Below are 25395 nucleotides of genomic sequence, written 5' to 3' on the forward strand. Positions count from 1 at the left end.
CGGATTACAGAAAATGCTGCGGGTCCTGTAACTAGCTCAGGCACGCGTTACGGCCTCAACACCCTTTTCATCCCGTTCGAAACCATCGCCCTGCGTGCGGGTCCGGCTAAGGAACGCGAACGTCGCGAAAGCAGAAAGCAGCGTGATGACGATCAGCACGTGAAGCAGTCCCACGAACGCGTCGGCATAGCTCAACGAGAGCGCATGACGACTGACTTCCGGAAGCGCGGCAGCAGCGGCCGCGATGTCGCCGTTGGTCAGCCGCTGCGCAGCTTCGGCCACCCGTGCGCTCAATTCCGGCCCACCTTCTGGCACCCGATGCGCGAGGCTCGTATTGGCGAGCGCAGCAAGGATTGCGGTGCCAATCGCGAGTCCCGTGCCTTCTCCGGCGACGCGAGTCGTGCCGAAGATGCCGGAGGCCATGCCTGCCCGGTCATTCGGTACCACGCTTACGGACAGGCCATCCATCAGGCCCCACGGCATACCCGTGCCAATACCAATGATGAGCATGGGCATTAGCAGTGCTGTCTTCGATGCGCTGAAGTCAACCAGGCTCAGCCAGTAAAGACCTGCCGCGGCAATCAGGAAACCGAGGCCGGACAGCACACCCGGAGAGGCCCAGCGCGTGAGCGATGCGACTGCAATCGGGACAACCAGCATGGGTGCCGAGAGTGCGATCATCAACAGGCCCGAATCCATTTCGCTCATGCCTTCAGCACCGATGAGCCGCAGCGGCAGCATGACCACCAGCAAGATATAGCTGTAGCAGGTGCCGAGCGGCAGGATCTGCACACCGATGAAGCGCACGTATTTGAAGAGGCTCAGGTCGAGCATCGGGCGTCGGGCACGGGTCTCCACCATGATGAAAGCCACCAGCGTCACCACGGAAGCCGCGAGCAAGCCGACAATCAGCGGGCTGCCCCAGCCGCTCTCCGGCGCCTGGATGATGGCGGTCGTGAAGAGCACGAGCGTCGCGCTGAAAGTGACGGTGCCCGGGTAGTCGAGTCCCGCAGCATTCGGATCGCGCGACTCGCGCATGCGCGGCACGCCGAACATGAAGGCAACCGCCGCGATCGCACCCGTCGTGATGAAGAGAGAGCGCCACCCGAAGTATTCAATCAGCGTCCCGGCCATGAGCGGACCAAATGCAAGTCCAATCCCGAAGCTCGTGCCAAGCATGCTGAACGCTCGGGTTCGCGCATGCCCGTCGAACTCCTGGGCCAACGCCGCAGAGCCGGCTGCGAGCGACGCTGCGGACACAATCCCTTGTATGGCGCGCAGGATGTCGAGCCAGAAAACCGAAGGGGCAAGGCTGATTGCAAACGAGCTGACAATGAAGCCGCCCAGTCCAATGACGAAGAGGCGCTTGCGTCCAAACTGGTCGGCCAGTGCGCCGGCTGCCATCAACAGACTGCCAAAGCTGAGCATGTAGGCATTCGTGACCCAGGTCAGGGACGCCGGGCTTCCGCCCAAATCGCGCCCAATGGCGGGGGTCGCCACCGCACCGCCGGATAATGCAAGCGGCAGCAGGACCGCAGCGAGGCACACGGTGAGCAGAATCAGCAGCTTGTCGCGACGTGAGGCGACGTGTGAGGGTGCAGGGTTCATTGAGAGCCGTATCTGAAGATGGGTACGCTAAACGCCACTGGACGTTCGTGCGAGGCGAGATAGCGGCGCCATTGTGCGATGCATTGCTCTTCAGATAAACCGCGCTGTCGTGGCCAGACCGTCTCCGTCAGGCTGACAATCAAGTGGCGCTTCTGCGGCCGGAAACCTGCTGCTCCACGACGACAAACCTCACTGATGTTTTGGCTTCTGCTCGAAGGTACGCTTCACGTCATCGGCAAGATCATTCAGCACGACGCGCGTTCTGGACGCCATCTTCTGGCCTGAAGGGATGAGCGCGTGAACCGGCGGACCATCGACGTCGGCGTCGGGAAGGAGGTGTCGCAACCGTCCCGCCTCCACGTGTGGCTGCGCTATCCGGTCAAGGAGTTGTGAAATACCCATTCCGTTGACCAGAGCATCAATGAGCACTTCCCCGTCTTCCAGCACGATGGCCGCGTCAGGAGCGATGTGCCGCACATAGCCGCCGTCGTTCAACATCCACGGATTCAGACGCCCCGACGACCCCCGGAAGATGATGGCGTCGTGCTCATCCAGGTCCGCTACAGACTTCAACTCTCCACGTTCCGCCATATAGCCGGGTGAAGCGTAGAGACCAAAGCGCGTGTCGCACAGCTTGCGCACGACCATATCGCTGGTCGCTGACAGCTCTCCCACCCGGACCACGATGTCCCAGCCGTCCGCAACAGGGTCGGACATGCGGTCGCTGAACGCGAGGTCGAGCGTCAGCTTGGGATACCGGCGGCGCAGCGCATGCAAGGCCGGAAAGAATAGTCTTCCAAACGAGGCGGGCAGGTTGAGCCGCACGCGCCCGGCTATTTCATCCTTGCTCGCGGCAATCTCCTGCTCCGCTTCGCGAAGGCTGCGCAAGGCGACCTGCGTCGCACGCAGATAGGTTTCTCCGTCCGCGGTGAGCCTGACGGCGCGGGTCGTTCGTTGGAAGAGCCGTGTCGCAAGACGTTCTTCAAGACGCTGGATATTCTTGCCAACGCTCGACTTGCTGATGCCCAGAAGTTCAGCCGCTCCCGTAAAGCTTCCAGTGCGCACCACCGCCTCAAATGAAGATATTTCGGCTACCGAGGCATCGGCACGCTGGACCATTGTCTTCTCCTTGTTGATGTTGCCCGCGAAGGAGACAGCGGGGCACGCGTAGTTTAAAGCCTTCGGGAGACCGGTAAAAGCGAGCGTCGGAGAATTGATTGTCCCTCGCCGCCTGACAATTCCCTGCTCAGGGCTTGGTGGTTCAAGTGTATGGAGCGCACTCCTTTGTCAGATGGAGACGAAAAATCAATTCGACTTTAGTGCATTTATCTAAGGGGTGCCGACAGATACATTGCAGCCACTTTGATCTTTACGATCTTTACGTATGGGCATGAAGCTAACGCCTCCAGCCCATACCCCTCCCCTGACTACTCCGGAGTACCTCTGATGTCCGAAACCATGAAGCGCTGGGAAATCCCCGCCTACGGCGTTGACAAGCTCGCGCTGAATACAGTCGCACGCCCTACCCCCAAGGCCGGAGAAATCCTCGTCGAGGTCGAAGCGGTTTCGCTGAATTATCGTGATCTGGTGGTCGCAGCAGATGGCATGGGCTCGGACCTCAACTTTCCGTTTACCCCGGCCTCCGACATGACGGGCCGCGTTGTTGCACTCGGCGAAGGTGTCACGCGTTTCTCGGTGGGCGATAAGGTCATCTCGACCTATATCGCGAATTGGGTCGATGGCGCGCCGTTGTCGTGGGCGGATTCGCCCACGCAAGGCGGCCCGATTCCAGGCATGCTGGCCGAGTATGTTGCGACGCCTGCCGAGTGGTGCGTACTCGCTCCGAAGTCGATGACCCCGGAAGAGGCAAGCACTCTGCCGGTAGCAGCACTGACCGCCTGGATGGCGCTTATCGAGGAAGGTAATCTGCACGCGGGTCAGACGGTCGTCGTTCAGGGCACGGGTGGGGTGTCACTCTTTGCGATCCAGATTGCCGCGGCGAACGGCGCACACGTCATCGTGACGACTACCAGCGACAACAAGATTGCACGCGCCAAGGAACTGGGTGCAACGCACGGCATCAACCGCAATACGCATCCTGACTGGCAAAACGAAGTACGCCGGCTGACAGACGGTCGCGGAGCCGAGCATATCCTTGAGATGGCTGGCGGCGATAATCTCGGCCTTTCGCTTCAGGCTGTGGCTCCCGGCGGCCGCATCTCGATCATTGGCCTGCTGGAGTCGGATTCGGTGACATTGCCCATCATGCCGATGCTTGGCAGCCGTGTTTCGATCGTTGCAATTGCAGTGGGTCCACGTCGCGTACTCGAAGATTTGATCCGCGCAGTCGACGTGCGCGGGCTCAAGCCAGTCATCGACGCGTCGTACTCGTTCTCCGAAGTCAAGGAAGCCTTCGCCCACCTGAAGCGCGGCGCCTTCGGCAAGATCGTCGTGAAAGTCCGCGAAGCGTACATGAATTGAAAACGGCGCGGCGCGGGGAGAACTCCGCGCCGCGCCGTTCATTGTTGCTCGGAAGCGGCCGGAATGCAGCCCTACGAGACCGGCGTTGCCGCCACTGCTGCGTCCTTCCATCCTCCGCCAAGCGCCCTATACAGATTCACTTCGCTGCTCAACTGGTTGAGCCGGTCGCCAATCAAAACCTGCTTTGCGCTGAACAACTGGCGCTGGGCGTCGAGCAACGTCAGGTAATTGTCCACACCTGTGCGGTAGCGTTTCTCCGCAAGCGTGTAGTAGTCCTGGGTAGCATCGACAAGGCGCATTTGCGCTTGCAACTGCTCGCCGAACGTCCCGCGTGCGGCGAGTCCGTCCGCGACTTCGCGGAACGCCGTCTGGATCGAACGCTCGTAGCGCGCCACGTTTATGTCCTTCTGGATTCGCGCGTAGTCCAGGCTCGCCTGCAAGCTGCCGGCCGTGAACAGTGGCAAATTGATATGCGGCTGGAACAACCAGGTGCCCGAACCTGCGTCGAACAGGCCTGAAAGCTGGTTGCTCGCCGTGCCCGCCGACGCGGTCAGGCTGATGCTCGGAAAGAACGCGGCCCGCGCCGCGCCAATGTTCGCATTCGCCGACAAAAGCTGATGCTCGGCCGCCAGGATGTCCGGGCGGCTTTGCAACAGTTCCGACGGCACGCCGGCGGGAAAGGCCGCGATCATCGGCTGATCGAGGTCCAGACCGGCCGGCAAATCGGCCGGCAGAGAACTCGTGCCGAGCAACGGCAACAGCGCATTCTGGTCTTGCGCGACCTGCCGCGTGTAGCGTGCCAGACTGGCGCGAGCGGTCTCGACGCTGGTTTGCGACTGGCGCACATCGATCCGCGACGCCACGCCTTCCTCATAACTGCGCTGGGTCAGGCGATACGTGTGCGCGTAGGCGTCGAGCGTGTCGCGCGTCAGTTGCAAGAGTGCTTCGTCGGCGCGCAGGGTCAGATAAGCATCGGCCACGCTGGCGACCAGCGCAATTCGCGCACTGCGCATGGCTTCCTGGCTGCCGAAGTAGTTTTCCAGCGTGGCCGTGCTCAGGCTGCGCACACGGCCGAACAGGTCCAGTTCCCATGCCGTGGTGCCAAGCGATACGCCATAGTTGCTGCTAATCGCGCGCTGTCCGGCGGGCGACACGCTTGCCGGCGCGCTCTGGCGCGAACCGGAGGCCCCCGCGTCGACCTCGGGGAACAAATCTGCGCGCTGAATGCGGTACTGCGCGCGGTAAGCGTCGACGTTGAGCGCGGCCACGCGAAGATCGCGGTTGTTGGCAAGCGCGGTTTCGATCAGCCGGCGCAAGCGCGGATCGGCGAAGAACTCGCGCCAGCCAAGGTCGGCGGCCGGCAGCGTCTGGATACTGACACTGGCTGAATCGTACGCCGCACCCTGGGGATAAGCGGCATCGACAGGAGCCGCCGGACGCTCGTACCGGGGAATCAGGCTGCAACCGGCGAGCGCCAGGAAGCACGCCGAAGCGGCTACGCTAATAACGTGTTTTTTCATTGGAGCGCTTCCGATTTGATGGGGCTTTCGCCGGCGCTCGGCTTGCGCTTGAACAGCGAACCGACCGCCACGAAGAACAGCGGCACCCAGAAAATAGCGAGGACCGTGGCGGTCACCATGCCGCCGATCACACCCGTGCCGATCGCATGCTGGCTGCCGGCGCCCGCGCCGGTAGAGATCGCGAGCGGCACCACGCCGAGCACGAACGCGAGCGAGGTCATCACGATCGGACGCAGCCGCATGCGGCACGCCTCGACCGCGGAGTCCACAAGACCCTTGCCCTGGTCGTGCAATTCCTTCGCGAACTCAACAATCAAAATGGCGTTCTTCGCCGACAAACCGATGGTCGTAAGCAGCCCCACCTGGAAGAACACATCGTTCGACAGGCCGCGCGACAGCGTGGCGATCAGCGCGCCGATCACGCCCAGCGGCACGACCAGCATGACCGAGAACGGAATCGACCAGCTCTCGTAAAGCGCGGCGAGACAGAGGAACACCACCAGCAACGAGAGTGCATACAGCGCGGGCGCTTGCGAGCCGGACAAACGCTCTTCGTACGACAAGCCGGTCCACGCATAGCCAATACCGGTCGGCATTTCCTTCATGATTTCTTCGACGGCTTTCATGGCGTCGCCCGAGCTGCGGCCCACTGCCGCTTCGCCGAGCACTTCCACCGCCGGCACGCCGTTAAAGCGCTGAAGCTTCGGCGAACCGTAGCCCCAACGGCCGGTGGCGAACGCCGAGAACGGCACCATCGCGCCCTTCTCGTTACGCACGAACCATTTGTCGATGTCGTCCGGATTCATCCGCGAATCGGGCTGGCCCTGCAAATAGACGCGCTTCACGCGGCCACGGTCAATAAAGTCATTGACGTAGCTCGAACCCCACGCAATCGACACCGTGTTGTTGATATCCGCCAGCGAAACGCCGAGCGCACGCGCTTTTTCGTCGTCGATATCGAGCAGGTATTGCGGCTGATCGTTAAGACCGTTCGGACGCACGCGCTGGAGCACCGGACTCTTCGACGCCAGCATCAGGAACTTGTCGCGAGCGTTCATGAGCGCAACGTGGCCGAGGCCGGCACGGTCCTGCAAATACAAATCGAAGCCGGTCGCGTTGCCGAGTTCCTGCACGGCGGGCGGCGCGAATGCAAACGCCATGGAATCGCGGAACGCCCCGAACTTGGCCTGAGCGCGCGCGGTGAGATCGAACACGCTGCTGTGGGCGCCGGTGCGTTCGGCCCACGGCTTCATCAGGATAAAGGCAAGACCCGAATTCTGACCGCGTCCGGCAAAGTTGAAGCCGTTCACCGTGAAGAGCGAATCGACGACGTCGCCCTCTTCTTTCAGCAAGTAGTCGCGCATCTGGTCGAGCACCTTCTGCGTGCGCTCGGCGGTTGCGCCCGGCGGCGTTTGCACCTGGGCGTACAACACGCCCTGATCTTCTTCCGGCAGAAACGAAGTCGGGATGCGCGTGAACAGGAAGGCCATCAGCGCGACAATCGCGACGTACAGCACGAGAAAGCGCACGCGACGCTGCAAGATGCCCTTCACACCGCGCTCGTAGCTGCGCGTGGTCGAGTTGAACTTGCGGTTGAACCAGCCAAAAAAGCCGCGCTTATGCTCGCCGTGCTCGCCCTTGTCGATCGGCTTGAGCATGGTCGCGCACAGCGCCGGCGTGAGCACGAGTGCGACGAGGACCGAGAGCACCATCGAAGAGACAATGGTGATCGAGAATTGGCGATAGATCACGCCCGTGGATCCGCCGAAAAACGCCATGGGCAGGAACACCGCCGACAGCACCATGGCAATGCCCACCAGCGCGCCCTGAATCTGCCCCATCGACTTCAATGCCGCCTGGCGTGGCGAAAGCCCTTCCTCCGCCATCACGCGCTCGACGTTTTCCACCACCACAATGGCGTCATCGACCAGCAAGCCGATTGCCAGCACCATGCCGAACATGGTCAGCGTGTTGATCGAGTAACCGAACGCCGCGAGCACGCCGAACGTGCCGAGCAACACCACCGGCACGGCGATAGTCGGGATCAGCGTCGCGCGAATATTCTGCAGGAACAGGTACATCACGAGGAACACCAGGACGACCGCTTCCAGCAGCGTCTTGATCACTTCGTGAATGGAACCCGCGATCACCGGCGTGGTGTCGTACGGGTACACCACCTTCATGCCAGCCGGAAAGAACGGCTGCAATTCGTTGAGCGTCGCGCGGATCGCCTTGACCGTTTGCAGCGCGTTGGCGCCGCTTGCCAGACGCACCGCAATGCCCGATGCCGGCTGGCCGTTGTACTGTGCGTTGATGTTGTAGTCCTGCCCGCCGAGTCCCACGCGGGCGACGTCTTTCAGGCGCACTTGCGAGCCGTCCGGATTCACCTTCAGCAGCACGTTGCCGAACTGCTCGCTCGTTTGCAGGCGCGTCTTGCCGATCACTGAAGCGTTGAGCTGCTGTCCGCTGACAGCAGGCAGACCGCCGAGCTGGCCGGACGCAATCTGAACGTTCTGCGCCTTGATGGCGTTGCTCACGTCGATGGGCGTCAGCTGATAGCTTTGCAGCCTGGCCGGATCCATCCAGACGCGCATGGCGTACTGCGATCCGAACACCTGGAAATCGCCTACGCCGTAAGTGCGCGAAAGCGGGTCCTGAATGTTCGACACAATGTAGTTCGCCAGATCCTCGCGCGCGACTTTCGGATCCGTTGACACCAGGCCCACGATCACGAGGAAGTTGCGAACCGACTTCGTCACGCGGATGCCCTGCTGCTGCACCTCTTGCGGCAAAAGCGGCGCGGCAAGCGCCAGCTTGTTCTGAACCTGAACCTGCGCGGTATCCGGATTGGTGCCTTGCTCGAACGTCGCGGTAATGGTCATGCTGCCGTCGGAGTTGCTTTCCGACGAGATATAACGCAAGCGGTCGAGACCATTGAGCTGTTGCTCGATCACTTGCACGACCGTGTCCTGCACCGTCTCAGCCGACGCGCCCGGGTAATTGACCGAAATCGCGATGGTCGGCGGCGCGATGGCCGGATACTGGTTGATCGGCAGCGAGCGGATCGCCAGCACGCCCGCCAGCATGATGACCAGCGCGATCACCCAGGCAAAAATGGGACGGTTGATGAAAAATTTTGACATGAAGAATCCTTATCCCCGATCTGGCCGGTCAGCGCGCGCCATCACGATTTGGTGACGGACGCGGCGTCGCTTGCCGACGGGGTAACCGCAGTTGCCGGGCTTGCCGCCGGAACCGGATTGACCTTGGCGCCCGGCCGGACGAACTGCAAGCCGTCGACAATGATCCGGTCGCCGGCCTTCAGTCCCGACGTGACCAGCCATTTGTCGCCAATCACGCGATCAGTCGTCAGCGAACGCATCTCGACTTCGTCTTTCTCATTGACCACGAGCGCGGTGGGCTGCCCCTTCAGGTCGCGCGTCACGCCGACCTGCGGCGCCAGAATCGCGTTGGATTTCACGCCTTCGCTCAAACGCGCATGCACGAACATGCCCGGCAGCAGTACATGGTTCGGGTTAGGGAACACGGCGCGCAGCGTGACCGAGCCCGTGCTCTGGTCAACCGACACTTCGGAGAATTCAAGCCGGCCCGCGACGGGGTACACACTGCCGTCTTCCAGTTTCAGGGTGACCCTGGCGGTATTGTTACCCGCGGTTTCGAGCTTGCCCGCGGCGAGTTCCGCGCGCAGGCGCAGCAGCGTAGCCGAAGGCTGGGTGACATCCACATAGATCGGGTCGATCTGCTGCACGGTCGCAAACGCCGTGGACTGGCCGTTGACCGCGAGCGCGCCCTCGGTCACGTTCGAGCGTCCCACACGGCCGGAGATCGGCGCGAGCACCCTGGTGTAGCGCAGGTTGATCTCGGCGCGCTCCATGGCCGCTTGCGCCTGTAGCCAGGACGCCCTGGCTTCGGCGGCGGCCTGCTTGCTGACCGCTTCGTCGGCAACCAGCTTGCCGTAGCGTTGCGCAAGCAGCTTGCTCGATTCCAGCGTGGCTTGCGCGCTTTTGTAGGTGGCGTCGTAGGTTGCGGGGTCGATCTGATACAACTGCTGCCCCTGCTTGACCTCGCTGCCTTCCTTGAACAGGCGCTGCTGGATGATTCCATCGACCTGCGGCCGGACTTCAGCCGAGCGGAACGCCGCGGTACGGCCCGGCAGCACGGATTCGATGACGACCGGCTCGGACGCCACGGTGACGACGCTGACTTGCTGCGGCGGTGCTTCCTTCGCGGCTTGTTCTTGTTTGCCGCATCCGGCGAGCGTGACGAGGGCAATGCCCAACATGCCCGGAATCAAAGCACGCGTGCTACGCGATCGTTGCATTGCGATTTCCTAGATGATTGAAAGACTGCGGAATACGTCCAGCACCCGGACCGTCCACAAGGGAGCTCGCACGGGTCATCCGACGCGTTAGACAGGGGCGCCGGCAGCAGGCACGCCTGCCGGTCGGCTTGGGTCACTGATTGAGCACGGACTACCGCATGGGACGAAACCAGAATGAATTTCAGGGAAGCTCGAAGATAAAAAGAGACGCCGCGCAAAGGCGTGCCGTTCTTTTACAGCCGTCGCGGTACGCCGGAGAGCGCACGGATCAGCCGTTCTTGAGGGGCGATTTTATCCCCGGTTTGAGAGTTTTCCTTCAATTGTCATACTTAAATATTTCAAAATAATAACAAATTGCAAAAATGAAGGGTCGGCGCGGCAGATCGTCGGTGCGCTGACCGTTAGAAACGGGGCACCTGACAATGAGTCATAGGGGATCAATATCGCTGAGGGTGATTGACTGCTACGGAACGAAAAGCCAATCGTCAAGGTGGCCTGCGCAGCACATCGGAGAATCCGCCAACACGGACAGCGGTGGCATGGATCGCTGTCTTGACGCACGATGACAGCAACGCCTGCAATTCATCCGCATGACGATAAAACTGCATCCCTTCGCTTAACGGACAATCCCCCTCGACTGCGGGATGACAATAAATCTCGACCACGCCGCGCGGCAATGCATTAAGGGCGGCCAGCAACGCCGCCTTATCCATATTCCCGCTCCTCGCGATGCCCACCACATAATCGTTATGTGCAATTCCCGCACGCGCGAGCCGGACTCGCATCATCGCGATCCATGGCTTCATCCACAGCGGCGCGCCCATTTCGAACGGCAGCCGCATTGCATGCATTCCATAGTCGCGCCCGATTTCCAGAATCAACCCGAGCACCGTCGGATGCAAATGGAAATGCTTGTGGGTGTTGACGTGATCGAGCGTCAAACCCGTCTTCGCAAACGCGTCGAACTGTGCGCGAATCTCCCGGGCCAATTGCCTGCGTACCTGCGGCGAAAAGAAAAAACGCACACCGTCGCGCGCCATGTTGCTGCCGAAGCGTCCATGCTTGTCGAGCAACGCCGGAATGTCCGCACGCGGCATGATCGCGTTGCCATCGGCCAGGACAACATGCAGGCCGACCCGCAATTGCGGCAAATGCCGGGCACGCGCTATCGCATCGGCCGCGGCAGGCGCACCGACCATCAGGCTGGCCGCCGTCAGCACGCCATGCCGGTGCGCCTGCTCGACCGCAAGATTGACGCGCGAATGCAGGCCGAAATCGTCCGCGGTAATGATCAGGCCGGGCACCTTATCCACCATCGGAAGTTTCAATCACATCCAGCGCGGCTAACGCCGTGCTTTGCCTCGCCGATACGGACTCCGTCACGGGTACGCGTGCGCCGCGCCACACAACATGCGAGCCGAACACCGCCGCGAGCCATTGCAAGGCCAGCAAGGTATCGCGAAGCGGCACGAGAAGTAGATCTCTCCAGAAGGTGTGCTCGTGACGCGCGGCGCGCAGATGCAACAGCACGCGCGCGACGCTACCGCACGCCGTCACAGCGGCGCTCGCGAGCGCCGGCCACTGGTCCACGTCGCCGGGCGGACCCGCCAGGAGGCTGCCTGTAAGCCAGGCTCCCGCCAGCAGCCAGGGCGATGGAAAAGTGATAAACAAAAAGGCGAAGCCCAGCGGATTCACCGAGCGGATCGTGCGCAACCAGCGCGTTTCACGCTGCCACAAGGCCCCGAAACTCGGTTCGATGACGTCGGTAGTCACGATCACGCGCGAGAGCACTGTGCGCAATCCGAGGCCGCGTACGTGCTGCGCGAGCCGATAGTCATCGGCGAGACAGTTTTTCAACGCTTCGAATCCGCCAATACGCTCGAGCGTCGCGCGGCGCAAAGCCAGCGTCGCCCCAAACCCAAAGCGACGTGAACCGACCGCGTGAGCGACCCGCACCGACGGCGCGAACCACTCGTTGATAAACAATGCGCCTACACGTGGCCAGAAGCCACCGACGCCTTGCGCCACGTAAAGACAGGTGACCACCCCAATACTCAGGTCGACGAGGGGCGCGGCCACGGTGTCGAGATAGTCGGCTTCTACGGCGATATCGCTATCGGCAATCACAATCACCTCGTGTCGAGCCCGCTCCGCCATGTTGATGAGATTGCTGACCTTGAGGTTGCTGCCATGCACGCGGGTGTCGATGGCCAGCTCGATGTCGTGCATTGGATAGGCGACTTGCAATCGGCGCACCACGGCAACGGCCGGATCATCGGATGAGGATACGCCGAGCACCAGTTGAAAGTGCGGATGCTGCTGGACGCAAAAGGTCTGGAGATTTTCGTAGAGACGCGGCTCAGCGCCGCAAAGCGGTTTAAGTACGCTGACGCCGACAGGCGCGAACAGATGTGCAGTGGCTTCGGCAGCCACCGGATGCACAGCTTTCGTGGCGGCACCGGCACGCCGCATCGCAAAGAACGGCATGGCTAAGGCGGCGGCCATCACGTAGAGTGAAGCGATACCGCAGCCGGCTAACAACACCCATTCATATGCACTCAGCGTGTGCGCCGCCATCGCAGGGTTCCGTCAGTGGCTGGCTAATACGAACGGTCTGCCCGTCAATCGCAGATGAAGAATGACAAGCCCGCGCCGCGGACAACGGGTCGTCACCGATACAGGCCGCGAGAGCGCGAGATGGGTTGTGACGTAACGACGCTGCACCGCCTGCTCGAACGCTGCATGCGCCAGGCGCCGAATCACGATCACGCCGCTGACGATCAGCGCCAGCGCGAGCAGCCTGAACGGCGTGGAGCTGAAGGTCTCTTCAGAAACCGGCAGGACCAGCAACACCAGCAATATGAGCGCCTCGGCGCCCATTGCCGTGAGTGAAGCGGCCATCAGATGGGCTCGCAGTATGTCGACGGTGACCGGTTTCATGGCGTAGTCTCGTGACCTTTCAGGATGACATGCACCTGTATTTCGGCGCGATTCATCTGCAAAAACCGCAAGCTGTGCGTCGAGTCGATGCACTGACATTCGAACGGCGGGTCTCCAGCAACCTGGCGTTGCTTCGCGCCATGCAGGTCACGTGAGAGCGTGTGCTGTCAGGAGCGATACTATCGATTCAAGCTGAAGGAAACCTTAAGCGGCATGACGGTACTCGGCTGCTGGTGACCACTATGGTTACACTGCGAATGCGGCCCGGCAGCCGTTACAAAGTCCGCGCCAGCCGGCGGCCGACATTAATGATGTGAAGGAGTCCTTGACCCATGCGCGTACTCCTCGTAGAAGACGACGAACTGATTGGCTACGGTGTTGAAGCGGGGCTGCGTCAGGCCGGCTTCACCGTCGACTGGGCGCGCGACGGCCACGAGGCCGACCTGGCCCTCACTACCACCACCTATGCGCTCGTGATACTGGATCTCGGCTTACCCAAGGTATCGGGCATGGAGGTCCTGAAACGGCTTCGCGATGCGGGCAAGGACCTCCCCGTGCTGGTGCTGACAGCCAGAAATATGGTGGCTGACCGCGTTGGCGGCCTGGAAGCCGGTGCCGACGACTACCTCAGCAAGCCCTTCGACCTTACTGAACTGATCGCGCGTTGCCGGGCCGTGCTGCGCCGTGCCCAAGGGCGCAGTGTGGAAGTCATCCGCTATCGTGATCTGACGGTCAATCCGGCAGCGCAAACCGTCGAAGTCGGCACTACGCGCGTGTCCCTGACCTCACGGGAATGGGCCATCCTGATGCAGTTGCTGACGCACCTGGGCAATCCTCAGTCGCGCTCGAGTCTCGAAGAGAGCTTGTATGGATGGCAGGAAGAAATCGAAAGCAACGCAATCGAGGTGCATGTGTCCAACCTCCGCAAAAAACTCGGCGCCAAACTGATCAGAACCGTGCGCAATCTCGGCTACGTGGTGGAGAAAGCGTAATGTCGCCATCGATACGCCGACGTCTTGTTCTGCTGGTTCTCGCCAGCATCGTGCTGATCTGGGGCATCGCGCTGGTGTCGAGCTATCGTCAGGCCAAACACGAAATTGGCGAATGGGAAGAGGCGCGGCTCGCGGAGTTGGCGCAAATCCTCGCGCTGCTCGATCAGCGCAATCTGACCACGCTGGCCAATGCTCGCATCGACGTGCGGGAAGAAGAGAAAGGCGGCGAACCCGGCGCGAGCGACAGTGACGATGACGATGCGCTTCCGCGTGACGCGCTATTCCAGGTCCGTAGCGCGAACGGCGCCGTGCTGGCCGGCAGCCCGCAATTGCGTACGTTACAGGCACAGGATCTGCCGGTGCCCCCGCTCAGCGGCACCCAGGACATGACGCTGGGCGGCCAGTTGTGGCATACGTTCACCTTGCGCGATACCGCGCTCGGTCATACGGTGCGTGTTTTCGAGCCGGCCAATACGCGCAGCGATCTGGTAAGCGGCGTGGCGAGCCGAATCGCGCGGCCCACCCTTCTCGCGCTGCCGGTCCTTGCACTGCTGGTTTGGTTCAGCATCGGCTGGAGTCTGGCGCCGCTCAAGACCCTCTCGGGCGCCATCCGCGTACGCGATATCAACCGGCTGGAGCCGGTCGACATCGGCCGGGTGCCGACCGAGGTGCGGCCGCTGGTGGATGCGATCAACCTCGTGCTGTCGCGCTTGCGGCACTCGGTTGAGCGCGAACGCGCGTTTACCGCCGACGCCGCGCATGAACTGAAAACGCCGCTCGCTGCGATCAAGGTGCAGGCGCAAGTCGCATTGGCCGAGCCGGACGCTGCACTACGGCAACTGGCGATGCAGCGCGTGGTGCAAGGCGTCGATCGGAGCGCGCGGCTCGCGGAGCAATTGTTGCTGCTCGCGCGCCTGGACGCGCAAGAGAAAATGCCGGCCGAGCCGCTCAAGCCGGCGGCGATCGCGAAGGATGCGCTGCTGGCCAACGAGCGCAATGCACAGCAGAGGGATATTCGCGTGACGCTGGCGGGCGACCTGCACGCCGAGATCAATGCCGAGCCGGTGCTGCTCGGCATCCTGCTCGATAATCTGCTCGATAACGCGATCAAGTATGGAGGCACCGGAGGCCGGATCGAGGTGGACGTGCACCATGCGGATGACCGCGTGCAACTCACCGTGCGCGACGACGGCCCTGGCGTCGCGCAAGGCGATCTCGCCCATCTGACGAACCGGTTTTTTCGCGCGACCGGCACGCAGGCTTCGGGCAGCGGGCTAGGGCTCTCGATCGTCGCGCGGATCGCGGAGCATTTCGATGCAAGCCTGCATATCGGCGCGGGTATCGGCGGAAGAGGGCTTGCAGTTCAACTGTCGTTTCCTGCCTATGTCGAAGCCGGCTGACGCGCGCGACGAAAGCCGGGTCTAGCGGCTCTCAGCCCGTTCCGACTGTCCGGACGCGCGATTCGACGACTCGGCAAACTGCCAGGCGAAGAGTCCCGGCACGAAGATCAACAGATCACGAATTCGCCTGGCGCCGGCCAGCGCCAGGCAGATCGAAGGATCGAGCCCCAACGCGCCGCCAATCACAATGAAACCTCCCTCTTGCACACCGAGGCCGCCCGGCACGAAGAACGCCGCGCTGCTCACCGCCTGAATCAGCGATTCGATCACCACCGCCTCGGTCAGGCTCACCGGTGCGCCAAGGAAGTAAAGCGCCAGCCAGATTTCAAGCGCCGTCAGGAAACACTGCAGCGGTTGCCAGAAAAACAGATAGCGCAGCACAACCGCGCGTCTGCGCCAGATATCCTTGATGGCCTGATCGACCTGTGCCGACTGTCCGACCAACGCCGCCAGCTTGCCGCTCGTCATATGATTGAGCGCACGCGTAATGCGCTCGAATGGACTGGCGTGCTGCACCAGCGCGAACAGCACCAGCAGCGGCGTGAGCACCACCACACCCCATGCGAGCTGACTGGCGAGCCGCAGCGTGCCGGAATGTGCGTGCGCGAACAGAAAGCCAATGCCGACCATCGTGAAGAGCAACTGGCTGATCACCGTGAGCTGCATATCGACGATGATGCTGCCCACCGCTGTCGAAGGCCGCACGCCCCAGCGCTTGAGCATTCGAAACGAGACCACTTCGCCGCCGATACGCGCGACCGGCAGCATGCTATTCACCGATTCACGCACCCACACGAGGTGCAGCATAGCGAGGACACCGGGACGATTCCCGCCGCGAATCAGTGAACGCCAGTCGCAGGCATTGGCGAGCATCGGCAGCACGTGCGCGAACGCCGCCAGCAGGAGTCCCGCGCCGGCCGCGCGCAGCGCGCCGAGCACGGCGCCGGGATTGTCCAGCCAGACCAGCCAGAGCGACACCAGCAAGCCGGCGAGCGCGGCTGCGCGACCGAGATGCTTCATCACGTGGACACCTCGTGCGCGCGCCTCATACGCATTGCCCTGCTTTAATAGCTGCTTCGAAAAACCTGCGCATCATGGTCGACCTGTACTGCCGCTCATCCGTCATTCGTCCTGCGCCGCCGACAGCAGGCCGTCACCGTCCACTTTGAAACTGAAGCCTCGCCAGATCACACGCGACGACCAGAAGCTCGCCAGGAAAATCGAAAACGATACGATATCCCATAACGGCAACAGCCACAGGTCACCATGTGCCTGCTGTAACGCGCGATCCGACTGCAGTTTCAGCACGAGCCGGGCGCATACCGCGAACAGCGCAAGCGGCCACGACCACAGCGCGCCGCCCGAGAAGGCGATGGCGAGCAGTGCGAAAGCCAGCGGATAAATCAGCGCCGAGCCGAGATGGCCCAGCGGATCGATGCTGCGAATCGTGCGGCTCCAGCGCAGTTCGTGCGCGATCAGTTGCGTCGCACTCGATTCCACGCAGGCATGCGCGATCGTGAACGGCGGAATCACCACCTTCTCGCCGATCATCCGCACGGCTTCGCCGATTGCATGGTCCTCGGCCAGATGCTTCACGAACGGTGTGAACCCGCCGATTTTTTCAAGGGTATCGCGTCGCATCGCGATGGTCTGCCCAAAGCAGGGACGCGCGAGACCAAGCGCGAGTCCCGTCACCACGCCGGGCAGGAATTGGTAGTTGGTGGCCTTGGCCGACAGGCGCGGCCAGAAACCGGGATCGGGCGCACCGCGATACACGCAGGTGACGAGACCGACGCCGGGCTTCTGTAATTCGCCGATTACATTGCGCAGATAATCCGGCCCGACGCTCACGTCGCTGTCGGCGAACACCAGCAGGTCGTGCCGGGCCTGCGGCAGCATATTGAGGATGTTGCTGATCTTTCGGTTCGGACCGTACAGGCGCGCATCGGCAACCACGGTGATGTCCGCTTCCGGATGCAATCGCCGCAGATCCTCGACGGTTTGCAAGGCGGGATCGGTTGAATCGTGCACGCCGAACAGGAATTGCACAGGGCCCGAATAGTCCTGCCGGCAGAAGCTCGACAGATTGGCGAGCAACGCCCACTCGCTGCCGTGCAGCGGTTTGACGATCGTGACCGGCGGAAAACTGGTCGGCTCGGACACCGCTCTCGCGAAGAACCGGCCGATCAGCGCACCGGCCAGCACCGTATAGGCGATGCCGAAAACCGCACCCGCCGCACACGCCCAGGCAAGCGTGACGGCGAGCAGATGCACGGCGCTCACGCTTGGTGGGCGCGCAGGAAGCGGAAAAATTCGACGCCTTCACGCAGGCGCCGTTTCATCATGTCCCAGCTCGTGAGCATCTCACGCAGAATTTCCCAGATCTTTGACGGACGGAAATAGAAGCGCTTGTAGAAGTTTTCGAGTTGATGGTAGATATCGTCGCGCGACAGATGCGGATAGCCGATCGCCGCGAGCTGCACGCCTGACTTGCTGACGAGATTGATGACCTTGTTCTCTTCGAGCCAGCCGTTCTCCACCGCCTGGTTGTAGAGCGTCGTGCCAGGATACGGCGCGGCGAGCGAAACCTGGATAGTATGCGGATTGATCTCTTTCGCGTACTCGATGGTCTTGCGGATCGTGTCCTGCGTCTCGCCCGGCAGGCCGAGAATGAAGGTGCCGTGAATCTTGATGCCGAGCTTGCGGCAGTCTTCGGTGAAGCGCCGCGCGATATCCGTGCGCAAGCCCTTCTTGATGTTCAAGAGAATCTGATCGTCGCCGGATTCATAGCCCACAAGCAGGAGCCGCAAGCCGTTTTCCTTCATGATCTTGAGCGTGGCGTACGGCACGTTCGCCTTCGCGTTGCACGACCACGTCACACCCAATTTCCCAAGACCGCGGGCGATTTCCTCGACGCGCGGCTTGAAGTCGGTGAAGGTGTCGTCGTCGAACATGATCTCCTTGACTTCAGGCAGGTTGTCGCGAATCCACTTTACTTCTTCGAGCACGTTCTCGACCGAGCGCGTGCGGTAGCGATGCCCGCCCACCGTTTGCGGCCACAGGCAGAAGGTGCACTTCGAGCGGCAGCCGCGGCCCGTGTAGATCGACACGTACGGATGCTTCAGATAGCCGATGAAGTAGTTGTCGATTTTCAGATCGCGTTTGTAAACAGGCGCGACAAACGGCAACTCGTCCATATTTTCAAGGATCGGGCGCGCTTCGTTATGCTCGATCGAACCGTCCGCGGTGCGATAGCTCAGGCCTTTGATCTGCGCAAGTGGCTTTCCCTCGGCCACTTCCTGGCACGTGAAATCGAATTCCTCACGGCAAACAAAGTCGATCGCTTCGCTGGCGGTCAGCGAATTATGCGGATCGACCGCGACTTTCGCGCCGACCATGCCGACCCGCACAGAAGGCTTGCGCTTCTTCAGGTCTTCGGCAAACAGGGCATCGGTCGGAAAGGAGGGCGTACTGGTGTGAATGATCACCAGGTCGTATTGCTGCGCGATGTCGAGCGATGCATCAACGGACAGTCCGTCAGCGGGAGCGTCGAGAACACGGCTATTGGGAACGAGCGCGGCAGGTTGTGCGAGCCATGTCGGATACCAGAACGAGCGGACTTCGCGCTTCGCCTGATAGCGCGAACCTGCGCCGCCATCGAAGCCGTCATAGGACGGCGCCTGCAAGAACAAGGTTTTCATTAACGCTCCAGCGAACCTGTATGGACGCTTTCAGTTTTCTAGCGGAAAACATCGGAACTATTTGCTCGTGAGAAAACAAGCGGACGCGCAAATAGTACGGAGCAAAGCTGAAGGAAACCTTAAGTAATCGATCGGCCAGCGCGGCGACTTTGATTTGCCTCTCCCATCTCGTTTTTGACACCGCCGTCCAGCGATGCAATTGCCAGCCCGTTTGGAATTTCTACAGGATATTTTTCGAGCGAACTGAGACCCTGTGGCAGGGTCCGGAAAACGGGGGAGGAACCGCTAATTCATGCGATTCCAAGGTGCCTTGTTGACGGAAGCCTCATCGCATCCGAGGACGCCGGTAACCATCTCGGACTGCTAACAATCTTCGCTCCAGTGGTGAACTTTCTCTTGCAGCCAATGCCGGTTACACACCTTTAGAGACTGTTGCAGAATTAAGTTTGCATATTTTTTAGCCGGGTCCAGCAAGTTAAAGCACACGCGAGCGTGAGGAAGGCTTCGTGTATGTGCGCATATTTCTCGTAGCGCATCTTCAGGCGGCGATAGGAGTGCAGCCAAGCGATCGTACGCTCGACAGGCCAACGTGTTTTGCCTAGACCACTGCCATGGGGTGAGCGCAGTTTCGCGAGTTCAGGAGTGATGCCGCGTTTGCGAAAGCGTCGCCGATGTGGCTCAGAGCTATAGCCTCGGTCGCCCTGAACAATTTTGGGCTTACGCAAGGGCCGTCCTGGCTTGCCTCGAATTGGCGGAATGGCTTCGACCAGTGGGTCAAGCTGAGTGACGTCATGGCGGTTTGCGCCCGTCAGGATGACGCCGAGCGGGATGCCTTGCGCATCGACGATGATATGGTGTTTGCTGCCGAGTTTGCGCCGGTCCGTGGGGTTTGGGCCTGTTTTTTTCCCGCGTACAACGCGCGAATGGAGGAGCTGTCGACCAGTACTCTGGCCATATCGAGTTGGCCTCGACGGCGCAGTTCGGCCAGCATCGTTTCGTGCATGCGTTGCCATACGCCCGCTTTATGCCACTGGTCCAGGCGCCTCCAGCAAGTGGAGCCCGACCCGCAGCCCATTTCCTGCGGCAGCAAATTCCACGCGAGGCCTGCGCGCAGCACGAACACGATGCCTGTGAGCACGGCGCGATCAGGTATTGGCTTGCGTCCTGCATACCGGCGATTGCGCGGCGCAGCTTTGGGCAGCAGCGGTTCGATGAGTGCCCATAATTGGTCGTCTATAAGTTCCTTAGCCATGGCTTCCTGTCAGGGAAAACAAGACAGAAGTTAACACCAGAGCCAAAAAGTTAACAGCCCCTTTTTGTAATTCTGCAACAGTCTCTTAGTCACTGACCTTCGACTTGAACCCGCTCAATACATGAAGTACGTCGAACGTCTCGCACACGAGAGGCATCGACTCATCCGCTACACGTCCGATCCGAAGACACTCCTCAGAGAAGAAACGCCAGTGCTCCGTCTGCCAATACGATAGGGAAAGATCCCCTTCACCTTCACTAGCCGCAAATGCGGCGGTTACGCGCGCAAACGGAATGATCTCTACGGTCGCTGCTCGCCGAACTAGCGTGGGTCGGCTATGCCAATCAAGAACAATCTCGATGTCCCCGGGTTTTGGCAACGCGTCGTCCTCGAATTCCCAAGACCACAGCAAACTGCAGGTCGCTCGTTTTATGCCGGCCGCGATAAGTAGGATGAGCGCGTTTGATAGCGCCTCGGAATCGCCAAAACTGCCGATCCGAACCTCGCCATCTGGCAGGTAGATACCGTGTTCATGCAATTCCTCGACAAGCTGCCTGATGATCAAGTTCATATCTTCACAAATTCAAGTCGCACTGCCGAAACCGGGAATTGGCGGCGAATGTCCAACCGCAACGAGGTATTGGCTCGTGATTATCGATGATTCGCGCCACCCTGTGCAGACGGTCAGAACATCGCATAACTGGAGAAGAAATCTGCTGAGGTTGCGGCTGCGCGCTAGCGACCAGAATTGTCCTCAAAGCGATCATTGTGTTTATCGAAATCGTGTTGGGTAACGAAGGCGTCGGCGTTCATCGAGGGAGCTTTCTTGAGCAGGACCAATAGGCTTGCGGCAAGTCCGTGACCCTTACGAATAAACGCATGCCGCGACCCAAAGCGAAGAGCCGTCATTCAGCGCGACAACACCGACCGCCGCTTCCTGGCCGATCGGCGCCTCACGCTACCGCGTCATATCAATCGGTTTGGAGCATTCAGCCGCAGCCCTCGACGCTCCCCTTCCGGGTCACCGTGAGCGTTTCGTTTGCGAAGCATTTACGGCGGCTAGCCGGTCTTTGCGGACGGTTGTAGATCGAGCACACCACCGCTTCGTCCCGTCTGCCCTTGATGCTCACCGAACTGCAGGGCAGCAAGCTGCGCATAGAGCGGCGAACTCAGAAGGAGCTCCGCGTGACGGCCTTGCGCAATAATGCGGCCTTGTTCCATCACGACAATGCGGTCCGCCTGCTGCACCGTAGCCAGGCGATGCGCAATGACTAGCGTGGTGCGGTTCTGCGCGGCATTGTCCAATGCCTTTTGCACCAGCCGTTCGCTTGCTGCATCGAGCGCGCTGGTGGCCTCGTCCAGCAGCAGGATGGGCGGATCTTTCAGAATCGCACGGGCAATCGCAATGCGCTGGCGCTGTCCGCCAGAGAGTCGCACACCGCGCTCGCCCAGAAACGTGTCGTAACCTTGCGGCAGCTCTTCAATAAATCCCGCCGCAGCGGCCATCCCGGCAGCCCGCTGCACTTGCGCGAGCGTGGCTTCGGGCGCGCCGTAGCGGATGTTATCGAGCACGCTGCCGGAAAAGATCACCGATTCCTGCAGCACTACCCCAATTTCCCTACGCAACTCGACAAGCGGCACTTGCCGCGTAGGCACGCCGTTGATCAGAATGGCGCCGGTCTGCGGATCGTAAAAACGCAGCAGCAGTTGGAACAAGGTGGTCTTGCCGGCCCCGGACGGTCCAACCAACGCAACATGCTCGCCCGAGCGGACATCGAGTGAGAGGCTGGAAAGCGCAGCGACACCGGGGCGAGACGGATACGAGAAGCTGACGTTATCGAAGCGGATACCCTCGCCGCGCGTCGGCAGCGGCACGGTCGTCTCGGCCGCAACGACCGGCGAGCGCGCAGACAGCAGTTGCAGTAGCCGCTCGGTGGCGCCAGCGGCCCGCTGCAGGTCGCCCCACACTTCGGCGACTGCCCCCACCGCGCCGGCCGTAAACACCGCGTAGAGGATGAACTGGGACAACTGGCCAGCAGTCATTCGCCCGGCCAGAACCGCCTGCGCCCCGAGCCAAAGCACGAACACAATGGCAGTGAACACCAGCACGATCACCACGGCGGTCAACCAGGCGCGCGCCCGAATGCGCTTGAGCGCTGTTTCGAAGGCCAGTTCTACCGCGCCCCCAAATCGCCGCGACTCAAAGGGCTCTTGCGTATAAGACTGCACGGTCGGCATGGCATTGAGCACCTCGCCCGCCACCGCGCTCGCGTTCGCTACCTTGTCCTGGCTCGCGCGCGAAAGCCGCCGCACGCGCCGGCCGAAGATGACGATTGGCGCGACCACCACAACCAGCGTGGCAATAATGTAGGCCGATAGCACCGGGCTGGTCACCGCCAGCATCGCCACGCCGCCGGTAAGCAGGAAGAAATTGCGCAATCCCAACGACAGGCTGGTGCCCACCACCGTCTGGATCAAGGTCGTGTCGGCGGTGAGCCGCGACAGCACCTCTCCCGTCTGCGTGGTCTCGAAGAACTGCGGACTCATCCCCAGCACGTGGTCGTAGACCGCACGCCGCAGGTCAGCCGTGACCCGCTCACCCAGCCAGGACACGAGGTAGAAGCGCAGCGCCGTGGCGCCGGCCAGTATCAGCGAAACAACGAAGAGTGCGAGAAAATAGCGATCGATATGCGCCCGGTCGCCAGCCGCGAAGCCACGGTCGATCAGGTATTTGAACGCCACCGGCAACGCCAGTGTGGCCCCCGCCGACGTTATCAGCGCCAGGAACGCGAGCGCCCATCGCCCGGCATAAGGGCGCAGGAACGGAAACAGCGCAAACAGGGGGCCTATAGCTCGCGAAGGCGGCGAAGGCAAGACAGCGTCTGGCATCAGGATTCCAAGTGGATCGAAGGTCTTCCCGATTGTGCCAGTACTGCAGATTCGAAGACGGACTAGTCAAAGCCTGGCGCTGATCGATGAGCGCTTCAGCGTACGCTACGTATCGTTCAGGGCTAACTGCCTTCCACGTGCTTGCCGCGACTGCCCATCTGTATCAAGATCAAGTGGACCCATCAGGAACAAGCCATTCTCATGACAGACAATCCCGATCCCGACAAACTGAAGGGCCCCGGCGGCCTCACGTTACGCCAGATCCATGAACAGGTTCAGAAGAGCGTCAAGCGCGACCGCGAAGAGCAGGCAACGCGCAACGCCACCGCGCCGCCGAAGAACAGGTGGCAACGTTGGGTACGCTACGTGTGGGGCCGCAGCGGCCGTCGCTAGAGCGACGGCTCGACAACAGGAGATGTGCCGGTCGCGACGCCGATTTGGAAGCAACCGCACGCCGCTGAGCCGCGGCGCTTGGCGCCCGGCGGGACCATGGCGGGCGCCAAGCGCCGGGCACAATCACCCGTCCAGATCAGCGCATGCCGCCACTTGCGACAACATTTTCGCCTGTCATCCAGCGGGAGTCATCCGACGCCAGAAACACTGCGATCGACGCGATGTCATCCGGCTGCCCCAATCGGCCAAGCGGAGTCTGGGTGAGCGCCCATGCATCGAGGTCGGACCCGATTATCCCTGCGCTGTGGGTACCCTCGGTCACCACGACGCCGGGATTAATGGAATTCACGCGAATTTTGCGCGGCCCGAGTTCGCGCGCAAGCACGCCGGTAATTGCGTCGACCGCGCCCTTCGTGCCGCTATAGACAGCACTTGCCGGCGGCGTAATGCGGGTGACGACCGAACTGACATTGATGATGCTGGCCCCCTCGCCCAGATGACCCACGGCGGCCTGCGTGGTAAGCAACACGCCTAGTACGTTGGTGTTGAACTGTTTGTGGAAGTGTTCTTCGGTGATCTCTTCGATCGTCGAGAATTCGTAGACTCCCGAATTGTTGACCAGGATGTCGAGGCGTCCAAATGTTTCGATGGCCGCGTTGATAATGCCTTTCGCGTCGGCTGCCTTCGAAACATCGCCGCCGACGGCGACTGCCCGGCCATCGGCCGCAGTAATGGCTGCAACCACGGCATCGGCGCCCGCCTTGCTGCTTGCATAGTTGACGACTACTGAAGCTCCCTCCGCTGCGAGTGCCTTGGCAATAGCGGCGCCAATACCCTTGGACGCGCCCGTGACGACGGCTACCTTACCTGTGAGTTTGCTCATGATCGTTTCCTTGAAGAGATTGAGTACCGTGGAAAATGACTGGCTGTTTCTAAGGACCAATCGATTTGCGCTGGTGCAAATGTAGACATCTCTTCGGCCGCGATAAAGCGGCGCAAAACGAATTGACTGGAGGGATTTGACGAACAATTGAAGCCCAGGATATTTTGACCGGGCGTTCCGGCCCGCCTTCGAGGGACAACTTGACGGACAGAAAGCCGTTGGAAAGATCTCGAATGAATTCGACGTAGTCCGGCTCGCCGTTGTCGTTCATCACAAGAAGCCGCCGATCCTGAGCTGTGACGCCACGATCTCGATGACCTGCCAGGCTAGCGCCGGTCCCGAACCGGGCGGCCAGTCATCGATGAGCGCGAAATCACCAGGGCCGTCAAGATCTTTGAAATCACCGTGCCGCCGTTGTCGCGCATTGCGGCAGCGAAATAGACGATCCGGCAGAGGTCGCGAACTCCACCGCCCTGGTCGCAGCGTATCGCACGTATCGCACGTATCACACGTATCACACGTATCACACGTATCGCGCGGCAAAGCAGATCGATCAGATCGCCCTGGGCGGAAAGATAAGAGCGACTAGCACGTCAGCCGCCTCACTAAAGCTGAGCTTCGATAGCCGCCTTATCTATAACTGACCATACCTGCTCGATCTTTCCTTCCCGGAATTGATAGAACACATTCTCCGTAAAGGAGACTCTCTTGCCGTTTACAGGGAGGCCAAGAAATTTTCCCTTTGGTGTACAGACGAATTCCAGCCGGCTGGCGACACAAGGCGGATCGGAAATCAACAGATGAATTTTGAAATAAAGGTCTGGAATTTCACTAAAGTCTCTCTCAAGCATCGCATGATAACCTGATAAGCCAATGCGCCGATCGTTGTAGTACACGTCGTCATGAACGAACTGTTCCAGCTGCAGCCAGTCCTGCTTATTCAGGCAGGCAATGTAGTCTCGATAGACGTTGGAGAGGTCGATTTTATTCATGG

21 protein-coding genes are annotated in these 25395 nt (G+C 61.0%); 5 read left to right on the forward strand and 16 right to left on the reverse strand.

All coding sequences use genetic code 11. The features are described 5' to 3' along the window. Positions 1-36: 36 nt before the first annotated feature. Positions 37-1608 carry an MFS transporter gene (locus ACSQ36_RS32890; protein WP_436185285.1) on the reverse strand — a complete coding sequence of 524 codons (1572 nt, stop codon included), beginning with the start codon at positions 1606-1608 and terminating at the stop codon, positions 37-39. A 189-nt stretch (positions 1609-1797) separates the two neighbouring features. Continuing rightward, positions 1798-2727, reverse strand: a complete 930-nt coding sequence (locus ACSQ36_RS32895) for a LysR family transcriptional regulator (protein WP_436185286.1) — start codon at positions 2725-2727, stop codon at positions 1798-1800. Positions 2728-3054: 327 nt separating this feature from the next. Here ACSQ36_RS32895 and ACSQ36_RS32900 point away from each other — a divergent pair, with 327 nt between their 5' ends. Beyond that, the gene (locus ACSQ36_RS32900) at positions 3055-4089 is read left to right on the forward strand and encodes a zinc-dependent alcohol dehydrogenase family protein (protein ID WP_436185287.1); all 1035 of its coding nucleotides are present in this window, start codon (positions 3055-3057) and stop codon (positions 4087-4089) included. Between the two features lie 71 nt (positions 4090-4160). Here ACSQ36_RS32900 and adeC read toward each other — a convergent pair whose 3' ends face one another. The 6 genes from adeC to ACSQ36_RS32930 all read right to left on the reverse strand — a co-directional run bounded on the left by adeC (position 4161) and on the right by ACSQ36_RS32930 (position 12891). Continuing rightward, positions 4161-5609, reverse strand: coding sequence for an AdeC/AdeK/OprM family multidrug efflux complex outer membrane factor (gene adeC, locus ACSQ36_RS32905; protein ID WP_436185288.1), 1449 nt, complete (start codon positions 5607-5609; stop codon positions 4161-4163). After that, complete coding sequence (locus ACSQ36_RS32910; RefSeq protein ID WP_436185289.1) at positions 5606-8752, reverse strand: efflux RND transporter permease subunit; 3147 nt, start codon at positions 8750-8752, stop codon at positions 5606-5608. The genes adeC and ACSQ36_RS32910 overlap by 4 nt, the downstream gene beginning before the upstream one ends. 41 nt (positions 8753-8793) lie before the next feature. Beyond that, on the reverse strand, positions 8794-9951 hold the full coding sequence (locus ACSQ36_RS32915) for an efflux RND transporter periplasmic adaptor subunit (protein ID WP_436185290.1): 1158 nt from the start codon (positions 9949-9951) through the stop codon (positions 8794-8796). Positions 9952-10436: 485 nt separating this feature from the next. Continuing rightward, a complete protein-coding gene (gene hpnK / locus ACSQ36_RS32920; RefSeq protein WP_436185291.1) occupies positions 10437-11267 on the reverse strand; it encodes a hopanoid biosynthesis-associated protein HpnK in 831 nt (276 codons plus the stop codon). Further along, on the reverse strand, positions 11257-12528 hold the full coding sequence (gene hpnI, locus ACSQ36_RS32925) for a bacteriohopanetetrol glucosamine biosynthesis glycosyltransferase HpnI (protein WP_436185292.1): 1272 nt from the start codon (positions 12526-12528) through the stop codon (positions 11257-11259). Before hpnI (ACSQ36_RS32925) ends, hpnK begins: the two co-directional genes overlap by 11 nt. Before the next feature lie 12 nt (positions 12529-12540). Continuing rightward, the gene (locus ACSQ36_RS32930) at positions 12541-12891 is read right to left on the reverse strand and encodes a hypothetical protein (RefSeq protein WP_213767835.1); all 351 of its coding nucleotides are present in this window, start codon (positions 12889-12891) and stop codon (positions 12541-12543) included. Positions 12892-12902: 11 nt separating this feature from the next. Here ACSQ36_RS32930 and ACSQ36_RS32935 point away from each other — a divergent pair, with 11 nt between their 5' ends. The 3 genes from ACSQ36_RS32935 (at position 12903) to ACSQ36_RS32945 (ending at position 15283) form a co-directional block, all read left to right on the forward strand. Beyond that, positions 12903-13046, forward strand: a complete 144-nt coding sequence (locus tag ACSQ36_RS32935) for a hypothetical protein (protein ID WP_436185293.1) — start codon at positions 12903-12905, stop codon at positions 13044-13046. A gap of 177 nt (positions 13047-13223) precedes the next feature. Then, positions 13224-13883, forward strand: a complete 660-nt coding sequence (locus tag ACSQ36_RS32940; protein WP_213767833.1) for a response regulator — start codon at positions 13224-13226, stop codon at positions 13881-13883. Continuing rightward, the gene (locus tag ACSQ36_RS32945) at positions 13883-15283 is read left to right on the forward strand and encodes an ATP-binding protein (RefSeq protein ID WP_213767832.1); all 1401 of its coding nucleotides are present in this window, start codon (positions 13883-13885) and stop codon (positions 15281-15283) included. The genes ACSQ36_RS32940 and ACSQ36_RS32945 overlap by 1 nt, the downstream gene beginning before the upstream one ends. 21 nt (positions 15284-15304) lie before the next feature. On the opposite strand, the gene ACSQ36_RS32950 is transcribed toward ACSQ36_RS32945, so the two are convergent. The 6 genes from ACSQ36_RS32950 to ACSQ36_RS32975 form a co-directional block, all read right to left on the reverse strand. Next, complete coding sequence (locus ACSQ36_RS32950; protein WP_436186438.1) at positions 15305-16303, reverse strand: flippase-like domain-containing protein; 999 nt, start codon at positions 16301-16303, stop codon at positions 15305-15307. Positions 16304-16405: 102 nt separating this feature from the next. Further along, on the reverse strand, positions 16406-17566 hold the full coding sequence (hpnI, locus tag ACSQ36_RS32955) for a bacteriohopanetetrol glucosamine biosynthesis glycosyltransferase HpnI (RefSeq protein WP_436185294.1): 1161 nt from the start codon (positions 17564-17566) through the stop codon (positions 16406-16408). Then, positions 17563-18984, reverse strand: a complete 1422-nt coding sequence (hpnJ, locus tag ACSQ36_RS32960) for a hopanoid biosynthesis associated radical SAM protein HpnJ (protein WP_213767830.1) — start codon at positions 18982-18984, stop codon at positions 17563-17565. Before hpnJ ends, hpnI (ACSQ36_RS32955) begins: the two co-directional genes overlap by 4 nt. Before the next feature lie 440 nt (positions 18985-19424). Further along, positions 19425-20236 (reverse strand): IS5 family transposase gene (locus ACSQ36_RS32965; protein WP_436180705.1). Its coding sequence is split into 2 segments (ribosomal slippage): positions 19425-19888 and positions 19888-20236, totalling 813 coding nucleotides; the frame shifts between segments, so codons are not numbered across the junction. 85 nt (positions 20237-20321) lie between these two features. Beyond that, positions 20322-20807 carry an ASCH domain-containing protein gene (locus ACSQ36_RS32970; protein WP_436185295.1) on the reverse strand — a complete coding sequence of 162 codons (486 nt, stop codon included), beginning with the start codon at positions 20805-20807 and terminating at the stop codon, positions 20322-20324. Between the two features lie 488 nt (positions 20808-21295). Beyond that, a complete protein-coding gene (locus ACSQ36_RS32975; protein WP_436185296.1) occupies positions 21296-23125 on the reverse strand; it encodes an ABC transporter transmembrane domain-containing protein in 1830 nt (609 codons plus the stop codon). 201 nt (positions 23126-23326) lie between these two features. Between ACSQ36_RS32975 and ACSQ36_RS32980 the strand changes: the two genes are divergently transcribed. Beyond that, entirely contained in the window at positions 23327-23518 is a 192-nt protein-coding gene (locus ACSQ36_RS32980) for a hypothetical protein (RefSeq protein ID WP_436185297.1), read from the forward strand. Between the two features lie 136 nt (positions 23519-23654). On the opposite strand, the gene ACSQ36_RS32985 is transcribed toward ACSQ36_RS32980, so the two are convergent. Both ACSQ36_RS32985 and ACSQ36_RS32990 read right to left on the reverse strand, forming a co-directional pair. After that, positions 23655-24401: a glucose 1-dehydrogenase gene (locus tag ACSQ36_RS32985; RefSeq protein ID WP_436185298.1), complete on the reverse strand. Its 747-nt coding sequence runs from the start codon at positions 24399-24401 to the stop codon at positions 23655-23657. 605 nt (positions 24402-25006) lie between these two features. Next, positions 25007-25393, reverse strand: a complete 387-nt coding sequence (locus ACSQ36_RS32990; RefSeq protein WP_436185299.1) for an ester cyclase — start codon at positions 25391-25393, stop codon at positions 25007-25009. Positions 25394-25395 lie beyond the last annotated feature (2 nt).

This window comes from Caballeronia sp. LjRoot34 (assembly GCF_964253815.1).
Lineage (GTDB): Bacteria > Pseudomonadota > Gammaproteobacteria > Burkholderiales > Burkholderiaceae > Caballeronia.

Coding starts and splice junctions, on each gene's coding strand:
- ACSQ36_RS32890 (WP_436185285.1), bottom strand. CDS start 1,608: ATGAACCCTGCACCCTCACACGTCGCCTCACGTCGCGACAAGCTGCTG.
- ACSQ36_RS32895 (WP_436185286.1), bottom strand. CDS start 2,727: ATGGTCCAGCGTGCCGATGCCTCGGTAGCCGAAATATCTTCATTTGAG.
- ACSQ36_RS32900 (WP_436185287.1), top strand. CDS start 3,055: ATGTCCGAAACCATGAAGCGCTGGGAAATCCCCGCCTACGGCGTTGAC.
- adeC (WP_436185288.1), bottom strand. CDS start 5,609: ATGAAAAAACACGTTATTAGCGTAGCCGCTTCGGCGTGCTTCCTGGCG.
- ACSQ36_RS32910 (WP_436185289.1), bottom strand. CDS start 8,752: ATGTCAAAATTTTTCATCAACCGTCCCATTTTTGCCTGGGTGATCGCG.
- ACSQ36_RS32915 (WP_436185290.1), bottom strand. CDS start 9,951: ATGCAACGATCGCGTAGCACGCGTGCTTTGATTCCGGGCATGTTGGGC.
- hpnK (WP_436185291.1), bottom strand. CDS start 11,267: ATGGTGGATAAGGTGCCCGGCCTGATCATTACCGCGGACGATTTCGGC.
- hpnI (WP_436185292.1), bottom strand. CDS start 12,528: ATGGCGGCGCACACGCTGAGTGCATATGAATGGGTGTTGTTAGCCGGC.
- ACSQ36_RS32930 (WP_213767835.1), bottom strand. CDS start 12,891: ATGAAACCGGTCACCGTCGACATACTGCGAGCCCATCTGATGGCCGCT.
- ACSQ36_RS32940 (WP_213767833.1), top strand. CDS start 13,224: ATGCGCGTACTCCTCGTAGAAGACGACGAACTGATTGGCTACGGTGTT.
- ACSQ36_RS32945 (WP_213767832.1), top strand. CDS start 13,883: ATGTCGCCATCGATACGCCGACGTCTTGTTCTGCTGGTTCTCGCCAGC.
- ACSQ36_RS32950 (WP_436186438.1), bottom strand. CDS start 16,303: ATGAAGCATCTCGGTCGCGCAGCCGCGCTCGCCGGCTTGCTGGTGTCG.
- hpnJ (WP_213767830.1), bottom strand. CDS start 18,984: ATGAAAACCTTGTTCTTGCAGGCGCCGTCCTATGACGGCTTCGATGGC.
- ACSQ36_RS32970 (WP_436185295.1), bottom strand. CDS start 20,807: ATGAACTTGATCATCAGGCAGCTTGTCGAGGAATTGCATGAACACGGT.
- ACSQ36_RS32975 (WP_436185296.1), bottom strand. CDS start 23,125: ATGCCAGACGCTGTCTTGCCTTCGCCGCCTTCGCGAGCTATAGGCCCC.
- ACSQ36_RS32980 (WP_436185297.1), top strand. CDS start 23,327: ATGACAGACAATCCCGATCCCGACAAACTGAAGGGCCCCGGCGGCCTC.
- ACSQ36_RS32985 (WP_436185298.1), bottom strand. CDS start 24,401: ATGAGCAAACTCACAGGTAAGGTAGCCGTCGTCACGGGCGCGTCCAAG.
- ACSQ36_RS32990 (WP_436185299.1), bottom strand. CDS start 25,393: ATGAATAAAATCGACCTCTCCAACGTCTATCGAGACTACATTGCCTGC.